This window comes from Pantoea sp. A4 (assembly GCF_000295955.2).
Taxonomy (GTDB): Bacteria; Pseudomonadota; Gammaproteobacteria; order Enterobacterales; family Enterobacteriaceae; genus Pantoea; species Pantoea multigeneris.
Map to the genome: position 1 here is coordinate 296,602 of NZ_ALXE01000019.1, position 18,929 is coordinate 315,530.

The window sequence follows — 18,929 nt, forward strand, 5'->3', positions numbered from 1 at the left end:
TGCAGATGAATGACGAATATCAGCATTCTGTGTCTGATGGAGCCCGACCTTCTCCGGCGCAGGCAGATGACGATATTGCCGCGCTGGAGCGCGAGGCACGTACAAAGCGTGAAGCGGCACTTCTCACAGAGCAGGACGATGAAGAGAATGATCCGCTACAACCCGCCGTCAACAAACTAAAAAAGCGCAGGCGCGGGAAAGCCACCGCTTTTCTGGCGCTCGCCGCCGTTGCGCTGATTGCCCTGGCATGGGCGGGCAACTGGGTATACCGCAATCTTCTCTGGCAACCCGGTGAAGAAAATCGACAGGATACTGCGCCACAGACAAACCGGACAGATTACCGGCAGCGTACCGATCTGGGTACGCAAAATGCCGAAGCCGAAGCGTCGGAACCGGAGGAAAACAACCCGCGCATGACGGCAGTCTCGGAGCCTGGGGGGCCTCCTCAACTTAATAAAGCCCATTTTTTAATTCGTCGCGATAGGTCAGCCGCTGCGACCCAAGCCCCGGTACAGAGCCGCCAGCAGGAGGTGACGCAGGCAACCTCTGACGGGCAACCGTTAGAAATGTCATCCACTGCCCGGCAAAATACCACCGCACCACAACCGGAACTCTCTCCTGCAGCGGTCCAGCGTATCCCTTACAACCCGGACCTGTACGTTCCGGAAAATACCGCCATTCCCTGTTCTCTGGATTACCGCTTTGTCTCGGACCGGGCGGGGAAAATCCGCTGCACGATCGCCGAAGATATCTGGAGTGCCAGCGGTAATACGAAGCTGATTGAAAAAGGGACCACCGCCACGGGCATTTACCAGACTGGCGCAGAAACAGAGATGACGCACGGACAGGGCCGCGCCTTTCTCATCATCACAAAGCTGCGTACCCGCCAGCCCCCTTACCTCGATATTCCGCTGGTCGATACCGGTGCTGCCGGAGAACTGGGCGAGGCTGGCGTTGACGGCTGGATCGACACGCATTTCAGAGAGCGATTCGGTGGCGCATTACTGGTTGGTATGATCCCTGATATTGGTGCATGGGCATCCAACAGTGCTGGTCAAAAAGATCGAAACACGGACTATACCGAAAACAGCCGTCAGGCAATCGCGGATATGGCACGTACCACGCTGGAAAATAGCATCAATATCCCGCCTACCCTCTACAAAAATCAGGGGGAGATCATCAATCTGATCACAGGGCGGGATATTGATTTTTCCGGCATCTATACGCTGAGGATGAAGAGTGAATAATCGAAAGTTTCTGTTTGGCGTCACCGCGACAGACGTCATCGTCAGGGACGATTACAACAATGCCGTAGTCAACGACGTAATGTCACACCTTACCGGGATTAGGAGAATAGTCATGACATGTTATCGTGCCGGGGGCACATTGACAGAGCTCATCATTGACTTTGGGGAAGAACAAACGTTCTGCCTCACCATCGGTGAAGGTTCTCTGGATGTACCGCCTTTTACCTCAGACGATATCCGGCTGGCACATAAGCAGATATCGCTTCCTGACATCACCGATATTATCATTCTTGTGACGACATTAGCCCGCTATGCCGGACTGTCCCCCTCCTGCTCCGGGGATGGAGAATCATCTACCCTGCTGGAGTTCAGCTCGTAGTAAATCGCCAGTTGGCGCAGCTTTGATATTTCAAGGTTGATAACGGATTTTCCTGCGCTATTTTCCCTTTCAAAAACAACCGGATTGAGCAGAAATACACGGAAATATCTGACGTTCTCTGTGTCCAAAATTTCATCGATATAATGACCAAATAGCCCTTTCGCCATCAGATCTTTACTGACATACAGGCGAACAGGTTTACCCTCATATTTATCAAAGAAATTAATAAGAAAACCCCGGCCATACCGATGCATCAGGGTCCCACCGCCATAGATGACGCCCGCGTAGGGATTAGTCAATCCTCGCTGAATATGCGTTATATATTCATGAAGATGGACCTGACCGTGATGCATGATCCTGAGTCTCAATGCCCTGAACTCATCCTGAGGCAGCGTTTCTTTCGCTTCCTGCCATGTGTCGATCAGTCGCTGCAGCTGGTTAGTTCGCGTATAGCGACTCCAGCGTGGCTCTTCATCTGCACCGGACTTTTCGTCATCCCCGACAGGTTTTTTTACATGAGCGGGAGTGGCAAGCTTCAGGGGATCAGCTGGCTCACCCTCAGGATCATCAATCGAAGGGTCAAAGCAGTTTATATAGTCCGTCAGCTTTTGCTTTGCTTTTCTTTCCGTGAAATCAGCCTCTGATTCGTCCGGCCGTCTGTCCTGATCGGCATCCTCGGTGAACGCGATCCATTCACATCCGAACTTGTGAGGATGGGGGGAACGGAAGTGTGCAGCCCTGAATTTTTCGCCATCCTCAGCTTTGACGTGATAGTTAACGCCGCTAATGGTGACATTACAGTTGCGATCGCTACAGGAAAAAGTGAACCGCTTTCTTTCTTCCGGCTTTCTGGAAAAAAATTCCGTTCGCGCTTCATCAATGGACAAGCAGCGCCTCAGTTCATGGCAATAAGCGAACAGTATCTTCGTCTTCGACATGCGCCCTCCATACGTTAATCCGATTCAAGGATATCACATGAAAAACCTCTCTCTCGACCGCTATAAGCAGCGATTTTTTGGCGATTTTTTGGATCGCCGGGGACTAACAGAGATCGCCGTTAACCGCCCGGGTGAGCTTTTCACCAAAATTAACGGCGTCTGGGAACAGCACACCGTCCCGCTGGATTATGAGGGCTGCTACAACTTCGCCAGATGCCTGGCGAAGCATCACGGGGACAATATCGAAGATATCAAGCCGGGGCTGTCAGCCACGCTGGAATCCGGCGAACGTTGTCAGGTTATTGTGCCCCCGGCCTGCGAACGTAACACGGTGTCCATCACCCTGCGTAAACCCTCACAGGTGCAAATCCCGCATCAGGACTATATCGCCGCCGGGTTTTATAACCGGGTGATGGGCACGGAAAAAACACAGACGCACGATCAGGAATTACTGGCCTTATATAATGCAAAGGACATTCCGCGCTTTATGGAGAAATGTGTGGAATACGGTAAAACCATTGCGGTGGCCGGGGAAACCAGTACCGGGAAAACCACCTACATGAAGATGCTGATTAGTTATATCCCCCTTCATCTGCGTATTACGACCATTGAAGATAATCCGGAAATCACCTTATTTATGCATAAAAACTACGTCCACCTTTTTTATCCGTCGGAATCGGCAGATGAAAAAGGGTCAATGGTGACGCCCGCCAGCCTGCTGCGCTGGAATTACCGCATGAATCCCGACCGCATACTGTTAACCGAAGTACGCGGCGGTGAGGCCTGGGATTTTCTCAAGATAACCGGTTCCGGCCATGAAGGCAGTATGACCTCTGTCCATGCCGGTTCGGCAATGGAAGCGGTAGACGGGTTTATTACCCGCTGTTATGAAAACCGACAATGCGCCCGACTCCCCTACACCTTTATGTTACGCAAGGTACTGGACAGTCTGGACGTTATCGTGAGTATCGACCTGGACGGTAATGTGCGCCGGATGAATGATATTTATTTCCGGCCACTGCACCGCAGCGCCTTTTTTGAGGAGATGAAAGCATGATGAAGGTTATCACTATGCTGCTATTTTCGTTGGTGCTTTCCGGCTGTTCTTCACCCCCGCCACCGATGCCTGTTGAATGGGATAAACCGGGCCAGTCAGTCAATACCGATTTAACGCAATGGCGAGACAACCCGGTTATCATTCCTTCTCCAGTGGTTAAAGATAAATGGTTGTTATCCATTCACGCACGGAATTTTAATGAGACACGCTGGACGCCCGCAGTATTTTACGCGGTCGCCCACTCTGCGCGTATTGTTGTTTCTGCACCATCAGGCGAAGAATTTTTTACTGCAAAAAACTGGCTGCGTCGGTATGGCGCAAAAGGCGTTATTGAATACCAGCCTGTCTCTGGATGCCTGACATGCAGCGACACTCGCATTTATTTTTCACATTAAATACTCCCTCTCACATCCTGAAATTAATCTTAGGGTAAGGTATCCATCATGAAATACTCCGTTATTGCGGCGGCAGTGCTGTGCATTGCTGTCGGGACGCCTGTTTATTCTTTCGCTGCTGCCCCGTGCGAAGTTGTGCTTTGTATGTACGGTAAGGCAACCGGAAACAGCGGAGGAAGTGAATGTCGTTCTGCGGAGCGTGCTTTCTTCACTATCGTTAAAAAGAATAAACACGGTTTTTTACCTAACCACACACTGAATGCCAGAAAAGCCTTTCTGGGAGAATGCGCCAGTGCTGACCCGGAGGCGGTGAATAAAATCCTTTCCAGGTTTGGCAGGGTCAGAGGGTAATCCAACACTGGCCGTTATCTTAATATACTTTCTGCATGGAGAAACAAAAGTGAATAAAGAAGACCTGTTTATTTCCAACATTAACTCAACGCATCACGACAGAATATCTGTCACGTGTATCTATGATTCTCTTTCAAAAGAAGCCAATCAGGGATGCGGGCTTTATTACGAGATATATGAGAGCCGGTTTGTCGGTTTATTGCGACATCATCTGTCACTGCTTAATGAACCGGACGCAGAGAAGCTCAGGCAGTATGCCGAAAGTCAGGGAACGAAATTCGATGATGACACCTACCATGCGGTATTAAATGCTGAACGAGAATGCCGGGCTGAAATAGCCCGCGAACAGATGTGAATAACAAACATTGATAATGTCTCGAATGACGCCACAGACTGACAGACGGCGGGTTTAAGGCATGCTTATTTTTGGCTTCAATTTCGGAGAAATTGTTAAGCCGTTAAACAAGCATGTGGAGCGCGGACAGAAAATTCGATTTCGCAGAAATTGCTAATTTTCAGGCACCGCGCCCACCTGCGAACATTCGCCCAAAGCGAATTGAGCAGGCCGGGGGGAGCCGAATAAATTTCGCCGCCCCAGCGAGCGAAAAGCTGTCGCCCACGACAGCGGTTTATTTGGGGGGCAAAGCCCCGCACACCGTCAAGCCAGGTAATATTTCCCGCCCCAGCGGGGAATATTACCGATCAGGCGCGACCAACCCCTTTAAAGCAGCGTTCCCGTTTTTTGGAGCTTGCGAAAAAAACAGGCGAAACGCGCGTCTTAAAGGGGTTGGTCGCGCGTAGCGTGCGACGGTGTGCCGCCTTTGACCCAGGGGGTTTTGGCGCGGCGTCCAGCCGCGACATTACCCCCATGTGACATGCAGGGAGAGCGTCCAGCCCGAGCGAAATGCCACACGCCGTTGCCCGTCATTCGGGCGTTTCAGGAGACTGACGACCACGGGTCGGCTGTTTTCTGAAAGCGCGGATCACGAGCATGAGCGTCGGAGACGTTCAGTGCTTTTCATCCTTTTATCGGCGTCATCAATAGGCGTCGCGTATGGGCGTGGGGTGTGACGTCCATCGATGACGTCCATGTGATGCGCCCTTCACACCGAAATCAGACCGGAGATCACTGCGATGGGAACCCATCTGATGCAAAGGCTGAATGCCTTTTCGGATGCCTTTTCTTTTTTTCTGCTGTGGCTGCAACACAACCCGGCAATATTATCCATTTTTGCCGGGCTGACGCTGCCATTTATCTTTCATCTGCCACGTGAAGAAAGAAAAAACGCACCCTTCTGGTTAAAACTGGTGGCGGGTGTATCCACCTTCTTTCTCATATTTGGCACCCTGTCACCGCTGACCATTCAGGGGCTGAGTTTTTTCTTCAAAGTACTCGACAATAACATTCTGCTCAGATTACCACTCTGGATACTGACGGTTGGATTTACGTTTGCAGGTCTGGCTTTTCATATTACTGCCCGAAGGCTGCTGGCGGGTGAAATCGACAGTTTAAAACATCGGATGATAAAAAAAAGTAAACTGGAAAGAAATATCAGAACGGATGTTCGTAAAGTCAGGAACATGTTGCCTGACAGCATTGCATATAATCCATTGAATTATATTGACCTGAATAAAGGTATTTTTATCGGGCTGGATAAAGATAATCAGCCGCAATATATCACCCCCTACGAATTTCAAACTCAGCACGCCGACCTGATCGGCACCACAGGTTCCGGTAAAGGCGTCAGTGCCTGTGTACTGCTTTATCAGGCAATACTTTCAGGTGAAGGCGTGTTTGTCGAAGACCCTAAAAATGATGAGTGGGCACCGCATGTACTGCGGGAGGCTTGTCAGCAAGCGGGAAAACAATTTGTCCTCATTAACCTGAATGACCTTAATTTCCAACTTGATTTACTGGCTGATATTTCTCATGAACAACTGGAGGAGCTGTTTAATGCCGGTTTCAGCCTGGGTAAAAAAGGCGAAGGTGCTGACTTTTATCGTATCGCCGACCGTCGCGCAGCCAGAAATACGGCAGCTATTTACGAAAAGGGAATGACGTTACGCGACTTATTTAACACTGACTTTGTGAAATCACTCAGTGAAGATGTGCCTGCTTTTTATGGCGAGCTTGAAGAAATCGCTTTAGTGAGTTCCATTAATGCCCGCAACGGTTTTTCCTTAAAGACCATTTTTGATGAAGGCGGATGTTGCTACATCATCGGCTCAATGCGTAATCAGAAAATCATATCGGCTCAGCGAATGATTTTAACTCGCCTGATTCAGATAGCCGAAATGCGTGACCGGATAAAAGGCAAACCTCGCCCGGTCGCTATTTTCCTTGATGAACTCAAGTATCACCTGTCCCGCCCTGCGCTTGAAGGACTTGGCGCAGCGAGGGATAAAGGCGTACATATCATCATGGCTCACCAGTCGGTAAAAGATTTGTATGACTGTCCGGCAGATCTGGAGGGTGACGCCGTTGCCGGTTCAGTGATTGAGAACTGCAAGTTTATGCTGGTTTACCGCCTTCGCGATCCGGATACCGCCGACTGGGTGGCAAGGATGACAGGCTCTATTCTGGTAGACGATGAAATGAGAAAAGTTAAAACGGATATATCCCTGACGGAGAAAATAGAAACGGACAGGATGATCCGCCAGGCTGAACGCTATTACATAGACAGCAACATGCTGCTTAACCTCCCCCAGTTTGTTGGTTTTGTTTTTACCCAGAATGATCTGGCGAAGGCAACCAAACTATTCCACATACCGGCGAAAAAGCAATATATCGACCTGCTTTCATTTGAGCACACAAAAAACCTGTATACCGAAAACGAAAGCCAGATCCACAAACCCTCCATTAACCTGTGAGGCTATCAATGCTTGTTCATAACGTTGCTGAAAGAAATGAAGCCGCAAAACGGAGAATGCGGGCCTTACTGTATTTTCTCAAGGAAGAAACGTTCTCTGATTTCCAGACCTTAAAAAAAGTTGTCGGCTATAAAGGAAAACATAACCATGCGATGTATAACCTGCTTAATAAAGCGGTTGCGATGGGCTTCCTGAATAAACATGAATACCCGATATTGACCGGAAAAAAATCATTGTGGGGGATCACCATGCAGGGACTAGCGATGGTGGTCAGCGCTAATGACAAGGTTTTCCCTGCCTATTTTGAGCCGGGCAAACTCAGACACTGGACGCTGGAGCATCGCCTGTTAAACCAGCGGGTCAGGATCGCCTTGGAGGAAAAAGGCGGCACAGGCTGGCTTAACGGCGACCGGGGAGAGTTTATGGCGCGGTACCCAGGTGTCCGCCACCGACCGGACGGCATTATTACCTTAAGCAGCGGTGCCATCGTTGCGGTGGAAACAGAGCGCTCAATGAAAACCCGCTCCCGTTACATCAGCATTATTAACAGTCATCTTGCCGCCAGCGACGCCGGACGCTGGCACTATGCGATGTATGTTATGCCGGATGATAAAACGAAAGAATCACTGGTCAGGCTGTTTGGCAGCATCAGGACGGTGATGAGAAACAGTGTTCCCGTTCCGTTTGATGCGAAGCACCGCGAGATGTTTCTGTTCCGCACAATTGATGAACTGGAAGGGAGTATCAGTTATAAGCAGGAAGCCCCTTCTTCATCAGCTCATGGAGATGACGGGAGGGAATACCATGCATGACGTTCTGAGCCATGGCGAATGCCTTGACGTACTGCGCAATATTCCGGGCAACTCGGTGGACAGCATCGTGACCGACCCGCCCTATGGTATTAAATTCATGGGTAAGGCATGGGACTATGATGTTCCTTCACAAGCCATCTGGGAAGAATGTCTGCGCGTACTCAAACCCGGTGGTCATCTGCTGTCCTTCGCGGGATCCCGTACTCAGCACCGGATGGCAGCACGTATTGAGGATGCGGGCTTTGAAATACGTGACATGATTGTATTTCTCTATTAGACCAATAATGCTGCTCATGCCCTAATTGAAAGTTTGTCTCCGGACCAGCTCAAATTGCTGGACGCGGCATTTGGACATGACGGAATGCTGGGTTGGGTATACGGTTCGGGTTTTCCTAAATCTCACTATGCGTTAAAGCCCGCACTGGAGCCAATTACCCTTGCCCGTAAGCCATTCAGGGGGTCTATAGGATCGAATCTGTGCGCGCATGGCACCGGCGCTCTGAACATCAGCGAATGCAGGATCCCTCTGGTAAAAGGGGAATCACCCTATGATTATCCAAATGGACCGGGTGGATCTGAACCCAACCATATGTGGCGCGGAAGAAGTAAAGGTGATGGCGGTATCGCCAGACAAGGAAGCCCTGATGGTCGCTGGCCAGCCAATCTTATCCATGATGGCAGTGATACAGTACTTGCTATGTTCCCTGATACCTCTCAGCAGACAGAAATTAGCAGCGTCAGTCGGTTCTTTTATTGTGCGAAAGCCAGCAGAAAGGACCGTGGTGATGGTAACAATCATCCATGTGTAAAGCCCACGGAGCTGATGCGTTACCTTTGCCGCCTTATTACTCCACCGGGCGGCACTGTACTTGATCCCTTTATGGGAAGTGGAAGCACCGGCAAAGCCGCGGTGATGGAAGGTTTCTGTTTCATCGGTATTGAGCGCGAAGTGGATTATGTGAATATTGCTCGCAGGCGTATTGCAGCAGCGCGTAGTACCACGGCTCGTTCTGACGATGCAGGAAGACACATTGATAATTGAAGTCGGGTAAAATGCATCTAAGAGTGTGTAGCTCAGATTTGAGCTAACATTTTTATGCCTCAGGGCCATAACCTAATCTGAGTGGCAGCTTTGCTGCCATAATAGGACCTTATCGATAAGGTTGTGCATTAGTTATAAGGCATGATTGGCCAATTGCACGCAACTACATTTATCAGCAGGTTCGGGCTCAACAACTGGTCAGTTGCGGACCATATTGCAAATTGCGTAGACAAGTTTATCAATGTTTACTAATGTGCTTATATAACACAGAATCTTTAATTTGCTAGTATATGCTATATCAAGGGGATGTATAAAAAATTCTGATTGGTTAGGACTACAAGTGACTTAAATAAGGAAAGAAGATAAAATGGGTAACGCAACACGAAATGCATTTAAAATAATTGCAACACTTAGTGGCGCTCTTAACATACAAGATGAGCATCACACTCTTCAATATAAATTCTCTAGAAGCCACACCGATGAACTGATAATCTCATCAAACAAAATAACAATATCAGGAACCCGTTCTCAAAACCCAAACTTTGATGATGTGTTTAAAAACAACAAGAGTGAGATTTATTTTCAATTTATTAAGTCATATGTATATTATTCAATAACAAATGGAGTCATCCCTGAAATACAATCAATAGTTTGCTACGATAAAAAAAACAGTCCTGTAAAGACTTATACTCAAGGTGAATTAAGAAACTTGCAGCCAAAAAGGAGTGCGACAGTTCTTCAGAAGATTGATAAAACACAATTGCAAATTATATTCAAATCCACAAATGAAGGCATTAAACACTTATACGCTACAACCACTTTGATTCGCTCACTCTGTAGCGATGATGAGAACGATATATTCGAGAAGCTTTGGAAATCATACAATTCAATTTATAGAGTGCGAAGCGCTAAAAGTCAGGAATGGGAATGCCTTGAAGAAATGGGGAGTTTAATGATAAACACTCCTACGGATTACCCGCTTTCCACAACACATGTCAGTAGTTTAACCAAAACTGATATAATAGATGCTACTCGATGGCATGCTATGCTAGAAAACAAATTCATAACAAGGATGAAGATAAGTAGAAGAGAACAAGAATTCTCTGACTTCCTCACAAAATATCATGATTTACGATTGATTGAAATAGCAAGTGAGACAATTGATTTCAAAAGAAATTTCTGGACAGCACAAGCATTACGAACACATTCATCAGCAGTAATAGCTTCAAGACTAGGTAACGCAACTAAAAAAAACATTGAATTAGTTGATGTACTATGTAACTGTTATATGTATTACTTAAGGAACAAAATATTACACGGTGAGCAAGCGGATCATTCATTTAGATTCATCCCATTTAATAAGGAATCAACAACCTTAAAATTCTCATCTGACTTGTTGTTCTTAGTTGTTTGTGATCTTATAAACAATCACACTTTCTAAAAAAAGGGGCGTCACTCTCATATATAATGATGCTGCTTTTCGTGGCGCTATAGATTATTAAAGTAATTGAGCTACCCAACATGGTCTTACTGCTGGGAATGAAGGAGCATTCCCCAGTAACTGGTCCAGAATTAAAATGATGTGGTGCATCACCTTGAGTCTCGATAGATCCGCTTCTCGCTCCTACTTGGCTATCATGTTTAATTGAGTTCTAACACAGAACACAACTAGATCAAGTTTGAGTCAATACATCTCAAAGGATCAGCGGGCTCTTTGCCGCCCGCCCCGCAACCTGCGAATTTTCATGACACTCAATGCCATGAAAATTCGCAGGGGAATTATACATCCCTGAAGCCACCGTTACTCTCCCCGCTGTTCTATAAAGTTAAAACCACATTCCTTTATGGCTTCTTCCCCCTACCCTTAAGCTTTTTTCATCAAATAAAGATACGCTTTTAATGCAGCATTGGCAGGTTTGAAAATATAGCATTTGTCGTTTTCAGTGTTGTCAGCTAGTAAATAATATAGCTTTCGTGTTGGACCTCTCCGACAATTCCCTGATCCTCCATCATGAATGCGCTTTAAATCTCGGCGATTAACTCCTGAAAAGCGTAATCTTCTCTACCAAATATTCCTTTCATTCCGCGATTCAGACGGTTTTACCACCACTCTAGTGCTCTAGTACTCTAGTACTCTAGTACTCTAGTACTCTAGTTCATGCATTCTGATGGCGTAGAAATTGGCCGCACCAGAAAATGTAATGCTCCAGCAGCCAGACTTCCTCAGTTGGGATTTCGCTTTGATAAATGTTTCTCAGGAAACGTCCCCCCCTAACAGACCATCGTTTTCAATTTATTAATTTTGCTGCTTGCTCTGTGTAAATATTTATAATAATGCGGTACCGTGAACATCAGTTCTTTCATCTAAAATAGATATTTAAATCTCAACAATACTAATAGCCAGTAAGTATGATAGAAAAATCCATGCATTACGTACTGACGTTTTTATCACATATTTATCGGAACCAAATCAAAGAGAAATTCATTAGTAAAAATAGAAACACATAGATAACCTAGAATTATTGAGACATAATCAAACTTCAAATAAAAAAACATTTAAATACGTTAAAGAATGATGTATATTAGTTTATTTCACATGGGTAGAATCATGTCTATCAAATCAATTTCCATTAAAAATATTTTATCATTCGATATCATTGAGATTAAAGACATAAAGGATTTAACTTGTATAATCGGGCGTAATAATGTAGGGAAGTCTAATCTATTAAAGGTCATTAGTTTTTTTTATAGTCAACTAGAAAACAAGAGAGAGTTACCACCTGAGCTTTTTTCTAATTATGGTATGCAAGGGGAAATCGAGATTACTTACGATTTGAGCAGAATAAGAAGAATAGTATTATCTTCAACAGGAAAGAAAAATAAGTTTTTCAACCATATCTACAATTCTTTTTTTGATATCTTTAGAGAATTACTTAATGATGACAATTCAAGCAAAACCTATGATGTAGGTGAGGAGTATAAGTTAAAATTGATTGTCAATAAAAACGGCTCGATAGAATGGTCCGAAAAAGAAAGTGAACGCAGAAGCATAATTAACTATTTATTCCCTTTTTTTGAGGTTGATGCAAGGCACTTAAATCTTCATGACTGGGATAAACTCTGGGAGTTAATCATAAAAATAAAATCTTTTAAGCTATCTGGAATTAGCCACAATATGATAAGAGATTTTTACGATGAACAAATAACCCAAGGAAGTGATGAATTTAGTCAGTTTATAGCGCTGATTGAAAATTCCATAAACATTAAAAAATACACACACAAAGAAAAACTTCTGAGTTTAATAAAAGCAAGTCTTCCAGGAGATACCTTTTATAGTTCAGGCTCGCTTACTATCAAGCAATCTGATGGCACTAATTCATTCAATTACATCGATACTGCTTTAAAATTATTAATAACTCTTACAAGAAGAGAATATATTTCACCAATAATATTCATTGATGAACCAGAGGTTGGTTTACACCCTAAAAAAAGCGAGCAGCTAATAAATAATCTTCATGCAACGGTTCAAAAATCAAAAAAAAATACTAATAATCGACCTGTAAACACTCCCTTGCCCAAAATAATTTTATCCACTCACTCTCCTAACATAGTAAAAGAAACAATTAGAAAATTTAAAGATAAACAATCCATTTATAACATGAATAACTTTGATGGCTCATCCAAAGTTTTCAAATTAAAATCGACATACGAAAACAATCAGTTCCTAACCAAATTTAGTGATAATGAAGCACGCCTTTTTTTTAGCAATTTTATTTTATTCGTAGAAGGTGCAACTGAAGAAGAACTTTTTGCCAATGAAGATCTTCAAAAGTTATATCCTGTACTGCAATATATAGATGTTTACCAATGCGCTGATAATGTAATATCCGAAACCATTAACCCGTCATGCACGAATGCGTCAATTCCTTATCTGTTTGTATATGATATTGACAAAGCATTCTCATTTAAAAAAACAAATAAATTTAATCAATTACAGATCGAATTGAAGAATACCAGTAGCATCATGAATTTCAGTCAACAAGCTCTTTCAACAGATAGACTGTACTATAAAAAAGGATATAGTCTCGAACACAAAAAAATGGTTGAGCTAATTGATAAAATAAACAACTATCATGATCGATTTTTTCGTATACGAAGTAACTTTGTCGATTTTAAAGAAAGATCATCATTTCAGACATTACAAAGCTTAATTCGTCAGTACGTCAAAGGCAGAAATGTCAATATTCTATTTAATACAACAGAAGGCGCTTTGATTAATATTGAATCCAAGGAATTATTTTATAGGTGGTTATTCGAAATAGAAGGGTGTGATATTTATACGCTTTTGGACAAGATAAAAGGAAGAAATATCATTAATGAAGATATGTTAATTCATTATTTAAGAGTGATAATGAACGGCAAGCCTGATACACAGATAAATATAAATAAGTATCAAAGAGCAAAGAGAATTAAAGATTTCATTGTAAATAACTTGCAACTCAGCTCCAGAAAGAAGACGAGCGGTTGGGTCACTTCTTTTTTAACATTTGCTATTGAAACACTAAGAAGGAGATGTGCTTCCGACTCAGAGCTTTTGCATGAATTCACTAGACATTTCCCAGAAATCGATGGTATCATTAGAAATGTTTACATTCGGTAGTAATAGAGATTGCCTTGTGCAATGTAGGGAAACCTACCATCTTTCTTTGCGACAGTGTAGATTTTATATCATTAGTAAAATTTTATGCTTAAGCTTGGTTAGAACAGTCTCCACATACCAGTGTGATTACTTTGATATTCGCGCATTATGTGTCACACGTGAATGTTTGTTTTTGTACCGGATTAAACATGAAAATAACTAAGATAGCGCTCTCAGATGATCTGAGAGCCTTTCTTACTAACGATGACGTTCAGTTAGTGAGAGAGATGAAGATTAAAAAAGATTTTTTTTATCATCTAGAATCAGAAGAAACAGCCAGATATCACAAAAAAATTGAAATCCTGATATCTAAATATATCCCTGTAAGCCGTTCTTCATACGGTTTTGTAAAAGGAAAATCATATTTTGATTTTCTTTCGCCTCATCTGGATTCAAAACACTTCTCTCGATTAGATATAAAAAAATTCTTTCACTCAATCTCTGCTGATGATATTTCAAAGAAACTAAAGCCGTACTTTGTTGATAAGTTAGATAAAGATTCCAATGTTAGATTAATAGATTTAATTTTAAAAAAATTAACTTATGAAGTGCCAGCCAATTCAAAAAACCAATATTTCATAGGTAAAAAAATCCTCCCAATTGGATTCCCCTGCTCCCCGATTATTTCTAATCTAGTTTTAAGGCCTATAGATATACAAATTGAGAAAATCTGCAAAGAGCACAATGTCATCTATACAAGATATGCCGATGATATGCTTTTTTCTTCAAAGTATAAGCTATCACTTTTCAATGGGGAAATAAAAAACTCCGTTAATAGAATTATTTCCCATATAGGGTTGACTTTGAATGAATCAAAAACAGTTATAACATCTGGGCATATATCGTTAAACGGCTATGTTATTGATGGAACAACAAATACTCTTCGAGTTTCAAATGAAAAAACGATGAAGTTAAAAAAAACAATTCGTTTGATTATCTTAAAAAAAGAAAGATTTTCAGCTATAGCGTGCAAATATTACGGGCTAAATGTTAAGAACCTCCGTTATCACAATGCTAATACCGACAAATACTTCGAGACATATTGTAAAAATATCATTTTGAACAAACTATCAGGCTATAGGGCTTATTTTATTTCTATTTTAAAATTTGATTCCGAACATAATGTTCTAGATCAAAAATCCATAATTAAATATAATTTAATCATATCAGACTTGGACAAAATACTGAACGAATACAGAAACTAATAAGAAGCCACTATGGATTTTATGTATTTAAAAACAAAAACATACTGGCGCTCCGCTTAGTAGCATCAGTATATCAAGCTCAAGCCCCGACTCGAATTGAACCGCAGGACCAAGTTAAACCTTGTTCGTTCCAGCTAGCCAACTCTAAAAACTCTTCATTCTTCAACGAAGAACTAAGTCGCGTGGGTACACAATTAGCATCCTCAGACCTATATGCAGGTTTTGATTTAGTCATCCTAGACAACCATTAATCTACATAAACAATCGATAAGCATATGCATTTCCTGGTAACGTAGGGACGTTAGCGATGGTTTTTGCCAAACGTTGGGAATACCGAATAGTAACAGGAACGGGGTCATACAAGGCATCGTTATTCCAGTCCATTTTTGTCAAAGCAAGAGCTTCAAATGCAGTCAATTCAATTGGACCCAAACCAGCATACCTTACAATATTGAGTGGACGCGGAATACTTTTACCCCCCTGGTAATAGTCACCACGAGATGCGGCACGGGGAGCATTTCCTGCAACCCAAACTAAAGCCGCATTTCCCGAACGCTGTAGAATAGTGCCTCTTGGTACAGGATAACCATCAGGCTCGCTTCTTTTTTGAGATGCTGGATTCAGGTTTTCTTGTAACCACACACCACGCCATCCAGAATTACTAGATACTTCCACACACTCAACTTCACGAATAGCGGAAAGCGCGTCCAAGGCTCCGTCCAATTCTTCTGATTTAAATGATGTTGTCTTATGAATGACCAAACGACGGGGAAGCAAACCACCATTACGGCTTTGATAAAGCGCCAAGCTCCGAGCTAGCACAGCCCTCATGTCATTTCGGCTAAGGAAGGGGTTTCGACGCACATCTTCAATGTCCCTGACAGGATCCCGAGCTTCGAAAGCAACAAACTGCATACCGCCTCCATCGGCATCAAAAACCTGCGAGCAACAAGTCACATAACGAGCATCTTTTGGGTTACCCCTCAGTGCATAGGCTAATCCGATATACGCAGTGTTTTCTGGCACGCCTTCTAATGGCGCTAACTTCCAGGGTATTCCTCCAGCCTTTACATAAAGTGCAATTGACAAACGCCACGCTAGCGATGCTTTATACCCAAACGAAAATACTCGGTCATTGATAACCTGAGTCGGAATACTATAGCCCGCACCAATTGCCTTAAGTGTATCGTGTACATCAAAACCGGGAGCACGAAATGCGCTCTGCCAATCATCTGGAAGATGCACTAATACAACATCAAAGTGATCGCGTGCTAATGCTAGGCATTGTATTCCTGTCCGCAACGCATTTAATAGACGGATATGTGGTGGCCCTTCCGCCCCTAAAGATCCAAGGTCATCCGGTAATTTGATGTGTGCTTCACTAATTTTAGCTGCGACCAGCGGAATATTAAATGTGTTTTCAAAGCCACGAAATCCTGGCACATACTGCTTTCGATCAGTTGGAGCGTGGTTTGATCGCAACGTATCAACCAAATTACGCAGGTTTTTCCATCCACTAACAGGCCCTATCGTCGCTATCCTAAGTTCTGGAGTGTAGGTTGGAAAAATTGAACTGCTGTAAGCACCGTTTTGAACAATCCCCCGCAAGGGGTTCACGTCTAGTAACGTATCTTCTGGATTAAAAGTAAGGAGAGGTTCTTCTAATAAAGAAAAAGGTGGAAGTTTCGACGTATCATACCGCATATTCATCGCCCGCTCCGTTGGAAATAATCATGCTCATGGCTTGGCCGCCCCCATGCTGTAATGGAAGACAGCTGAAATTCTGCGTCCAAACTTGATCCAGAATCGTCTTTAAAACCGATAGCTTTAATGAGGCCACCGTTACTTCCAGGCAAAAATTGTGCCCATCCAGCAATAATGCGTGACCATTCCTTATTTCGTCGACCAGCCCACCGTTCCCTTTGCCAATCGATTGAGTGATTTGCCCCATGGACAAATGATGAAATGTTGTCACCAGGGCTAGATTCTCCACCACGCTCTAGGCGAGGTAATTCAACGCAAGTAAAAGGTTCGAATACACACCACCAACGCTCTGCCATATAATCTAATCGAATCTGCACTCCTTCGTTGAACGGATAGCCGTACCCATCCACTTTCCCTGTCAGTGGTGCTGAATATGCTTGTCGAAGAGAAGATAACTTCTTTTTACGCGATGCAACATGTTCTGGTTTGTCTCTGGAAGAGCCATTTGCCACTATAATTGCATGACCTCTACGCCGCAAACGCGGTAACAACGGCCTACCTCTGCTAATAGCCCAAACCAAAGCATCGTACAGCAGGCCCAAAGCCCAACTGTCATTTTCGGGTTGAAGATCGACGGTGCCTGCAAGCCGTGCTCCAACTGATGAGAATGCGCTAAGTAGTTCTGCATCGTGACCAAAGGCGACAATTTCGCTACCAATACTAGCTACAATAGCCTTTATTTTCGCGTCGCGAATCAGTTCTCGAGCACGAACAGTCGTTATAGCAGTATTGATTTCAATACGACGGGCTTGCTGCGGCATAGCGAGGATTGGTAGTGCAGAGCATTGCAACACAGGGAAGTTGCGTTGTTCCTGTACAGGAAGTGGTATCTCTGCTAAAACCTGAGCCGCACGAACCATCTGAACATGCTGAAATAAAGATGGCGGCAAACTTATTTCATCGATGATATATCCGGCTAACTCATCGAACGTAGGAGATTCGACAATCGCTGCCGTTACTCCTTTCTGAATAGCTTTTTCAAGTAATTCGCTAACAGCAGGTAGAACGGAATGGGCAGAAGGGGTAACCCAGTAGATACCTCCAGGAAAGGCATTTGGTTGTTCTAATACCTCATTTAGTACTGCCATAATCGATTCGTCTCGGCCACTATAGCCCACAATCACTAATCCAAAACGAGCGCAGACAGTGCCAAAAACACGACGCATTCGAACATCCTGCTCTCTTAGTTCATCTGTTGTATTCTTCAACTCAACCGACTGGAAATCACCATGCAGTTTAGCCAGAAATGGCCAGTTTGATTCGCGTAAACAACGTTCTGCACGTTCTGCATTATCAATTGCAGCAGTTGTTAGGTTCGCACGCTCAGTAGTTGGAACTAACTGATCAGTCAATGTGGTTGCTATTTCGACCAATTGGTCAAAATTGGTTGTAAAGACACATGGAATACGACGAGTAGTCAGTAGCGAGGCGAGCGCTCGGTGAGCATACGATGGCGTACCCATCGTGACCGCCTTTTCTATATAGATACGGCGACCTTCCGCTGTCGGGTACACAGCCTCGAAGGCTTTTGCATATTCAGTGGGATCGTTTGGCGCAGGTAATTCCGAACGCTTACTGAAGAACATATCAATTCTCTGTTGCCACAACGGATCATTGGAATCTACTTCACGTAAGCTGATTTTGGTCAACTGACAGAACAAACGTTTTTTGAAGTCTAAAATCATTGAGTAACCGGTTGGAATACCTGCAGACGCCGAAGCCCCAGCACCGAGAAACCAGGAAAATTGTTCAGGCCTCAAGCAGAAGGTATTTGCAAACTGTGGTCCTGTGAATATCTTAATCAACAAAATATCCTCGTCAGGTAATTAAATGATTTCCAACGATTGCAGATTCAACTTTGCTTAGAATCTGTTACATGTTACCTCAATTAGTACGTAATGGCTTATATTTCAAGCCTTATCCAAATGACATACTCCCGGCGGGTTAACATGCTTTAAAATTAGTATCAGCTGCCATTGCCATTGCCCGACATCAAAGTTAATTTGACCCAATGAAGTAAGTGCACCAGATTTAACACATGTCAGTATAGTATGATTAGCATTGACAATATTGTTTTCCACATTGTTTTCCAATGCGCGGGGCGTACTGTTCAATACTCGCTATGCTGCGTCCAGCCTCAATCTGTGCCTCGCAACGCTGCCGTTAAAA

At 43.9% G+C, this 18,929-nt stretch carries 13 protein-coding genes and 2 pseudogenes; 11 read left to right on the forward strand and 4 right to left on the reverse strand.

The annotated features are described in order from the left end of the window. The first annotated feature begins 5 nt into the window (after positions 1–5). Positions 6–1,247 (forward strand): VirB10/TraB/TrbI family type IV secretion system protein, encoded by a 1,242-nt coding sequence (gene virB10 / locus B880_RS0105965; RefSeq protein WP_017346471.1) that lies wholly within the window; start codon positions 6–8, stop codon positions 1,245–1,247. Between the two features lie 309 nt (positions 1,248–1,556). Here virB10 and B880_RS0105970 read toward each other — a convergent pair whose 3' ends face one another. Further along, positions 1,557–2,564 (reverse strand): hypothetical protein, encoded by a 1,008-nt coding sequence (locus tag B880_RS0105970; RefSeq protein ID WP_017346472.1) that lies wholly within the window; start codon positions 2,562–2,564, stop codon positions 1,557–1,559. Positions 2,565–2,601: 37 nt separating this feature from the next. Between B880_RS0105970 and virB11 the strand changes: the two genes are divergently transcribed. The 8 genes and pseudogenes from virB11 to B880_RS0106025 all read left to right on the forward strand — a co-directional run bounded on the left by virB11 (position 2,602) and on the right by B880_RS0106025 (position 10,533). Then, positions 2,602–3,621, forward strand: a complete 1,020-nt coding sequence (gene virB11, locus B880_RS0105975) for a P-type DNA transfer ATPase VirB11 (RefSeq protein ID WP_017346473.1) — start codon at positions 2,602–2,604, stop codon at positions 3,619–3,621. Then, positions 3,618–4,016 carry a cag pathogenicity island Cag12 family protein gene (locus tag B880_RS0105980; protein WP_017346474.1) on the forward strand — a complete coding sequence of 133 codons (399 nt, stop codon included), beginning with the start codon at positions 3,618–3,620 and terminating at the stop codon, positions 4,014–4,016. The genes virB11 and B880_RS0105980 overlap by 4 nt, the downstream gene beginning before the upstream one ends. A 48-nt stretch (positions 4,017–4,064) precedes the next feature. Then, positions 4,065–4,367 carry a TrbM/KikA/MpfK family conjugal transfer protein gene (locus B880_RS0105985; protein WP_017346475.1) on the forward strand — a complete coding sequence of 101 codons (303 nt, stop codon included), beginning with the start codon at positions 4,065–4,067 and terminating at the stop codon, positions 4,365–4,367. A gap of 49 nt (positions 4,368–4,416) precedes the next feature. Further along, on the forward strand, positions 4,417–4,722 hold the full coding sequence (locus tag B880_RS0105990; protein ID WP_017346476.1) for a dopa decarboxylase remnant: 306 nt from the start codon (positions 4,417–4,419) through the stop codon (positions 4,720–4,722). A 779-nt stretch (positions 4,723–5,501) separates the two neighbouring features. Further along, complete coding sequence (locus B880_RS0106000; protein WP_017346477.1) at positions 5,502–7,238, forward strand: type IV secretory system conjugative DNA transfer family protein; 1,737 nt, start codon at positions 5,502–5,504, stop codon at positions 7,236–7,238. 8 nt (positions 7,239–7,246) lie between these two features. Beyond that, the gene (mobC, locus tag B880_RS0106005; protein ID WP_026042450.1) at positions 7,247–8,050 is read left to right on the forward strand and encodes a MobC family replication-relaxation protein; all 804 of its coding nucleotides are present in this window, start codon (positions 7,247–7,249) and stop codon (positions 8,048–8,050) included. Further along, positions 8,043–9,092 (forward strand): annotated as a pseudogene (locus tag B880_RS24765) (DNA-methyltransferase). The gene mobC and the pseudogene B880_RS24765 overlap by 8 nt, the downstream one beginning before the upstream one ends. A gap of 367 nt (positions 9,093–9,459) precedes the next feature. Further along, positions 9,460–10,533 (forward strand): hypothetical protein, encoded by a 1,074-nt coding sequence (locus B880_RS0106025; protein WP_017346482.1) that lies wholly within the window; start codon positions 9,460–9,462, stop codon positions 10,531–10,533. Positions 10,534–10,956: 423 nt separating this feature from the next. Here the strand turns inward: B880_RS0106025 and B880_RS27315 are convergent. Further along, a pseudogene (locus B880_RS27315) lies at positions 10,957–11,189 on the reverse strand (zincin-like metallopeptidase domain-containing protein); the annotation flags it as partial. 511 nt (positions 11,190–11,700) lie between these two features. Here B880_RS27315 and B880_RS24770 point away from each other — a divergent pair. Both B880_RS24770 and B880_RS0106035 read left to right on the forward strand, forming a co-directional pair. After that, the gene (locus B880_RS24770; RefSeq protein WP_017346483.1) at positions 11,701–13,752 is read left to right on the forward strand and encodes a retron Eco8 family effector endonuclease; all 2,052 of its coding nucleotides are present in this window, start codon (positions 11,701–11,703) and stop codon (positions 13,750–13,752) included. A gap of 188 nt (positions 13,753–13,940) precedes the next feature. Further along, positions 13,941–14,996 carry a reverse transcriptase family protein gene (locus tag B880_RS0106035; RefSeq protein ID WP_017346484.1) on the forward strand — a complete coding sequence of 352 codons (1,056 nt, stop codon included), beginning with the start codon at positions 13,941–13,943 and terminating at the stop codon, positions 14,994–14,996. A 252-nt stretch (positions 14,997–15,248) separates the two neighbouring features. On the opposite strand, the gene B880_RS0106040 is transcribed toward B880_RS0106035, so the two are convergent. Next, the gene (locus B880_RS0106040) at positions 15,249–16,706 is read right to left on the reverse strand and encodes an argonaute/piwi family protein (protein WP_017346485.1); all 1,458 of its coding nucleotides are present in this window, start codon (positions 16,704–16,706) and stop codon (positions 15,249–15,251) included. Continuing rightward, complete coding sequence (locus tag B880_RS0106045; protein WP_026042451.1) at positions 16,703–18,565, reverse strand: SIR2 family NAD-dependent protein deacylase; 1,863 nt, start codon at positions 18,563–18,565, stop codon at positions 16,703–16,705. Before B880_RS0106045 ends, B880_RS0106040 begins: the two co-directional genes overlap by 4 nt. Positions 18,566–18,929 lie beyond the last annotated feature (364 nt).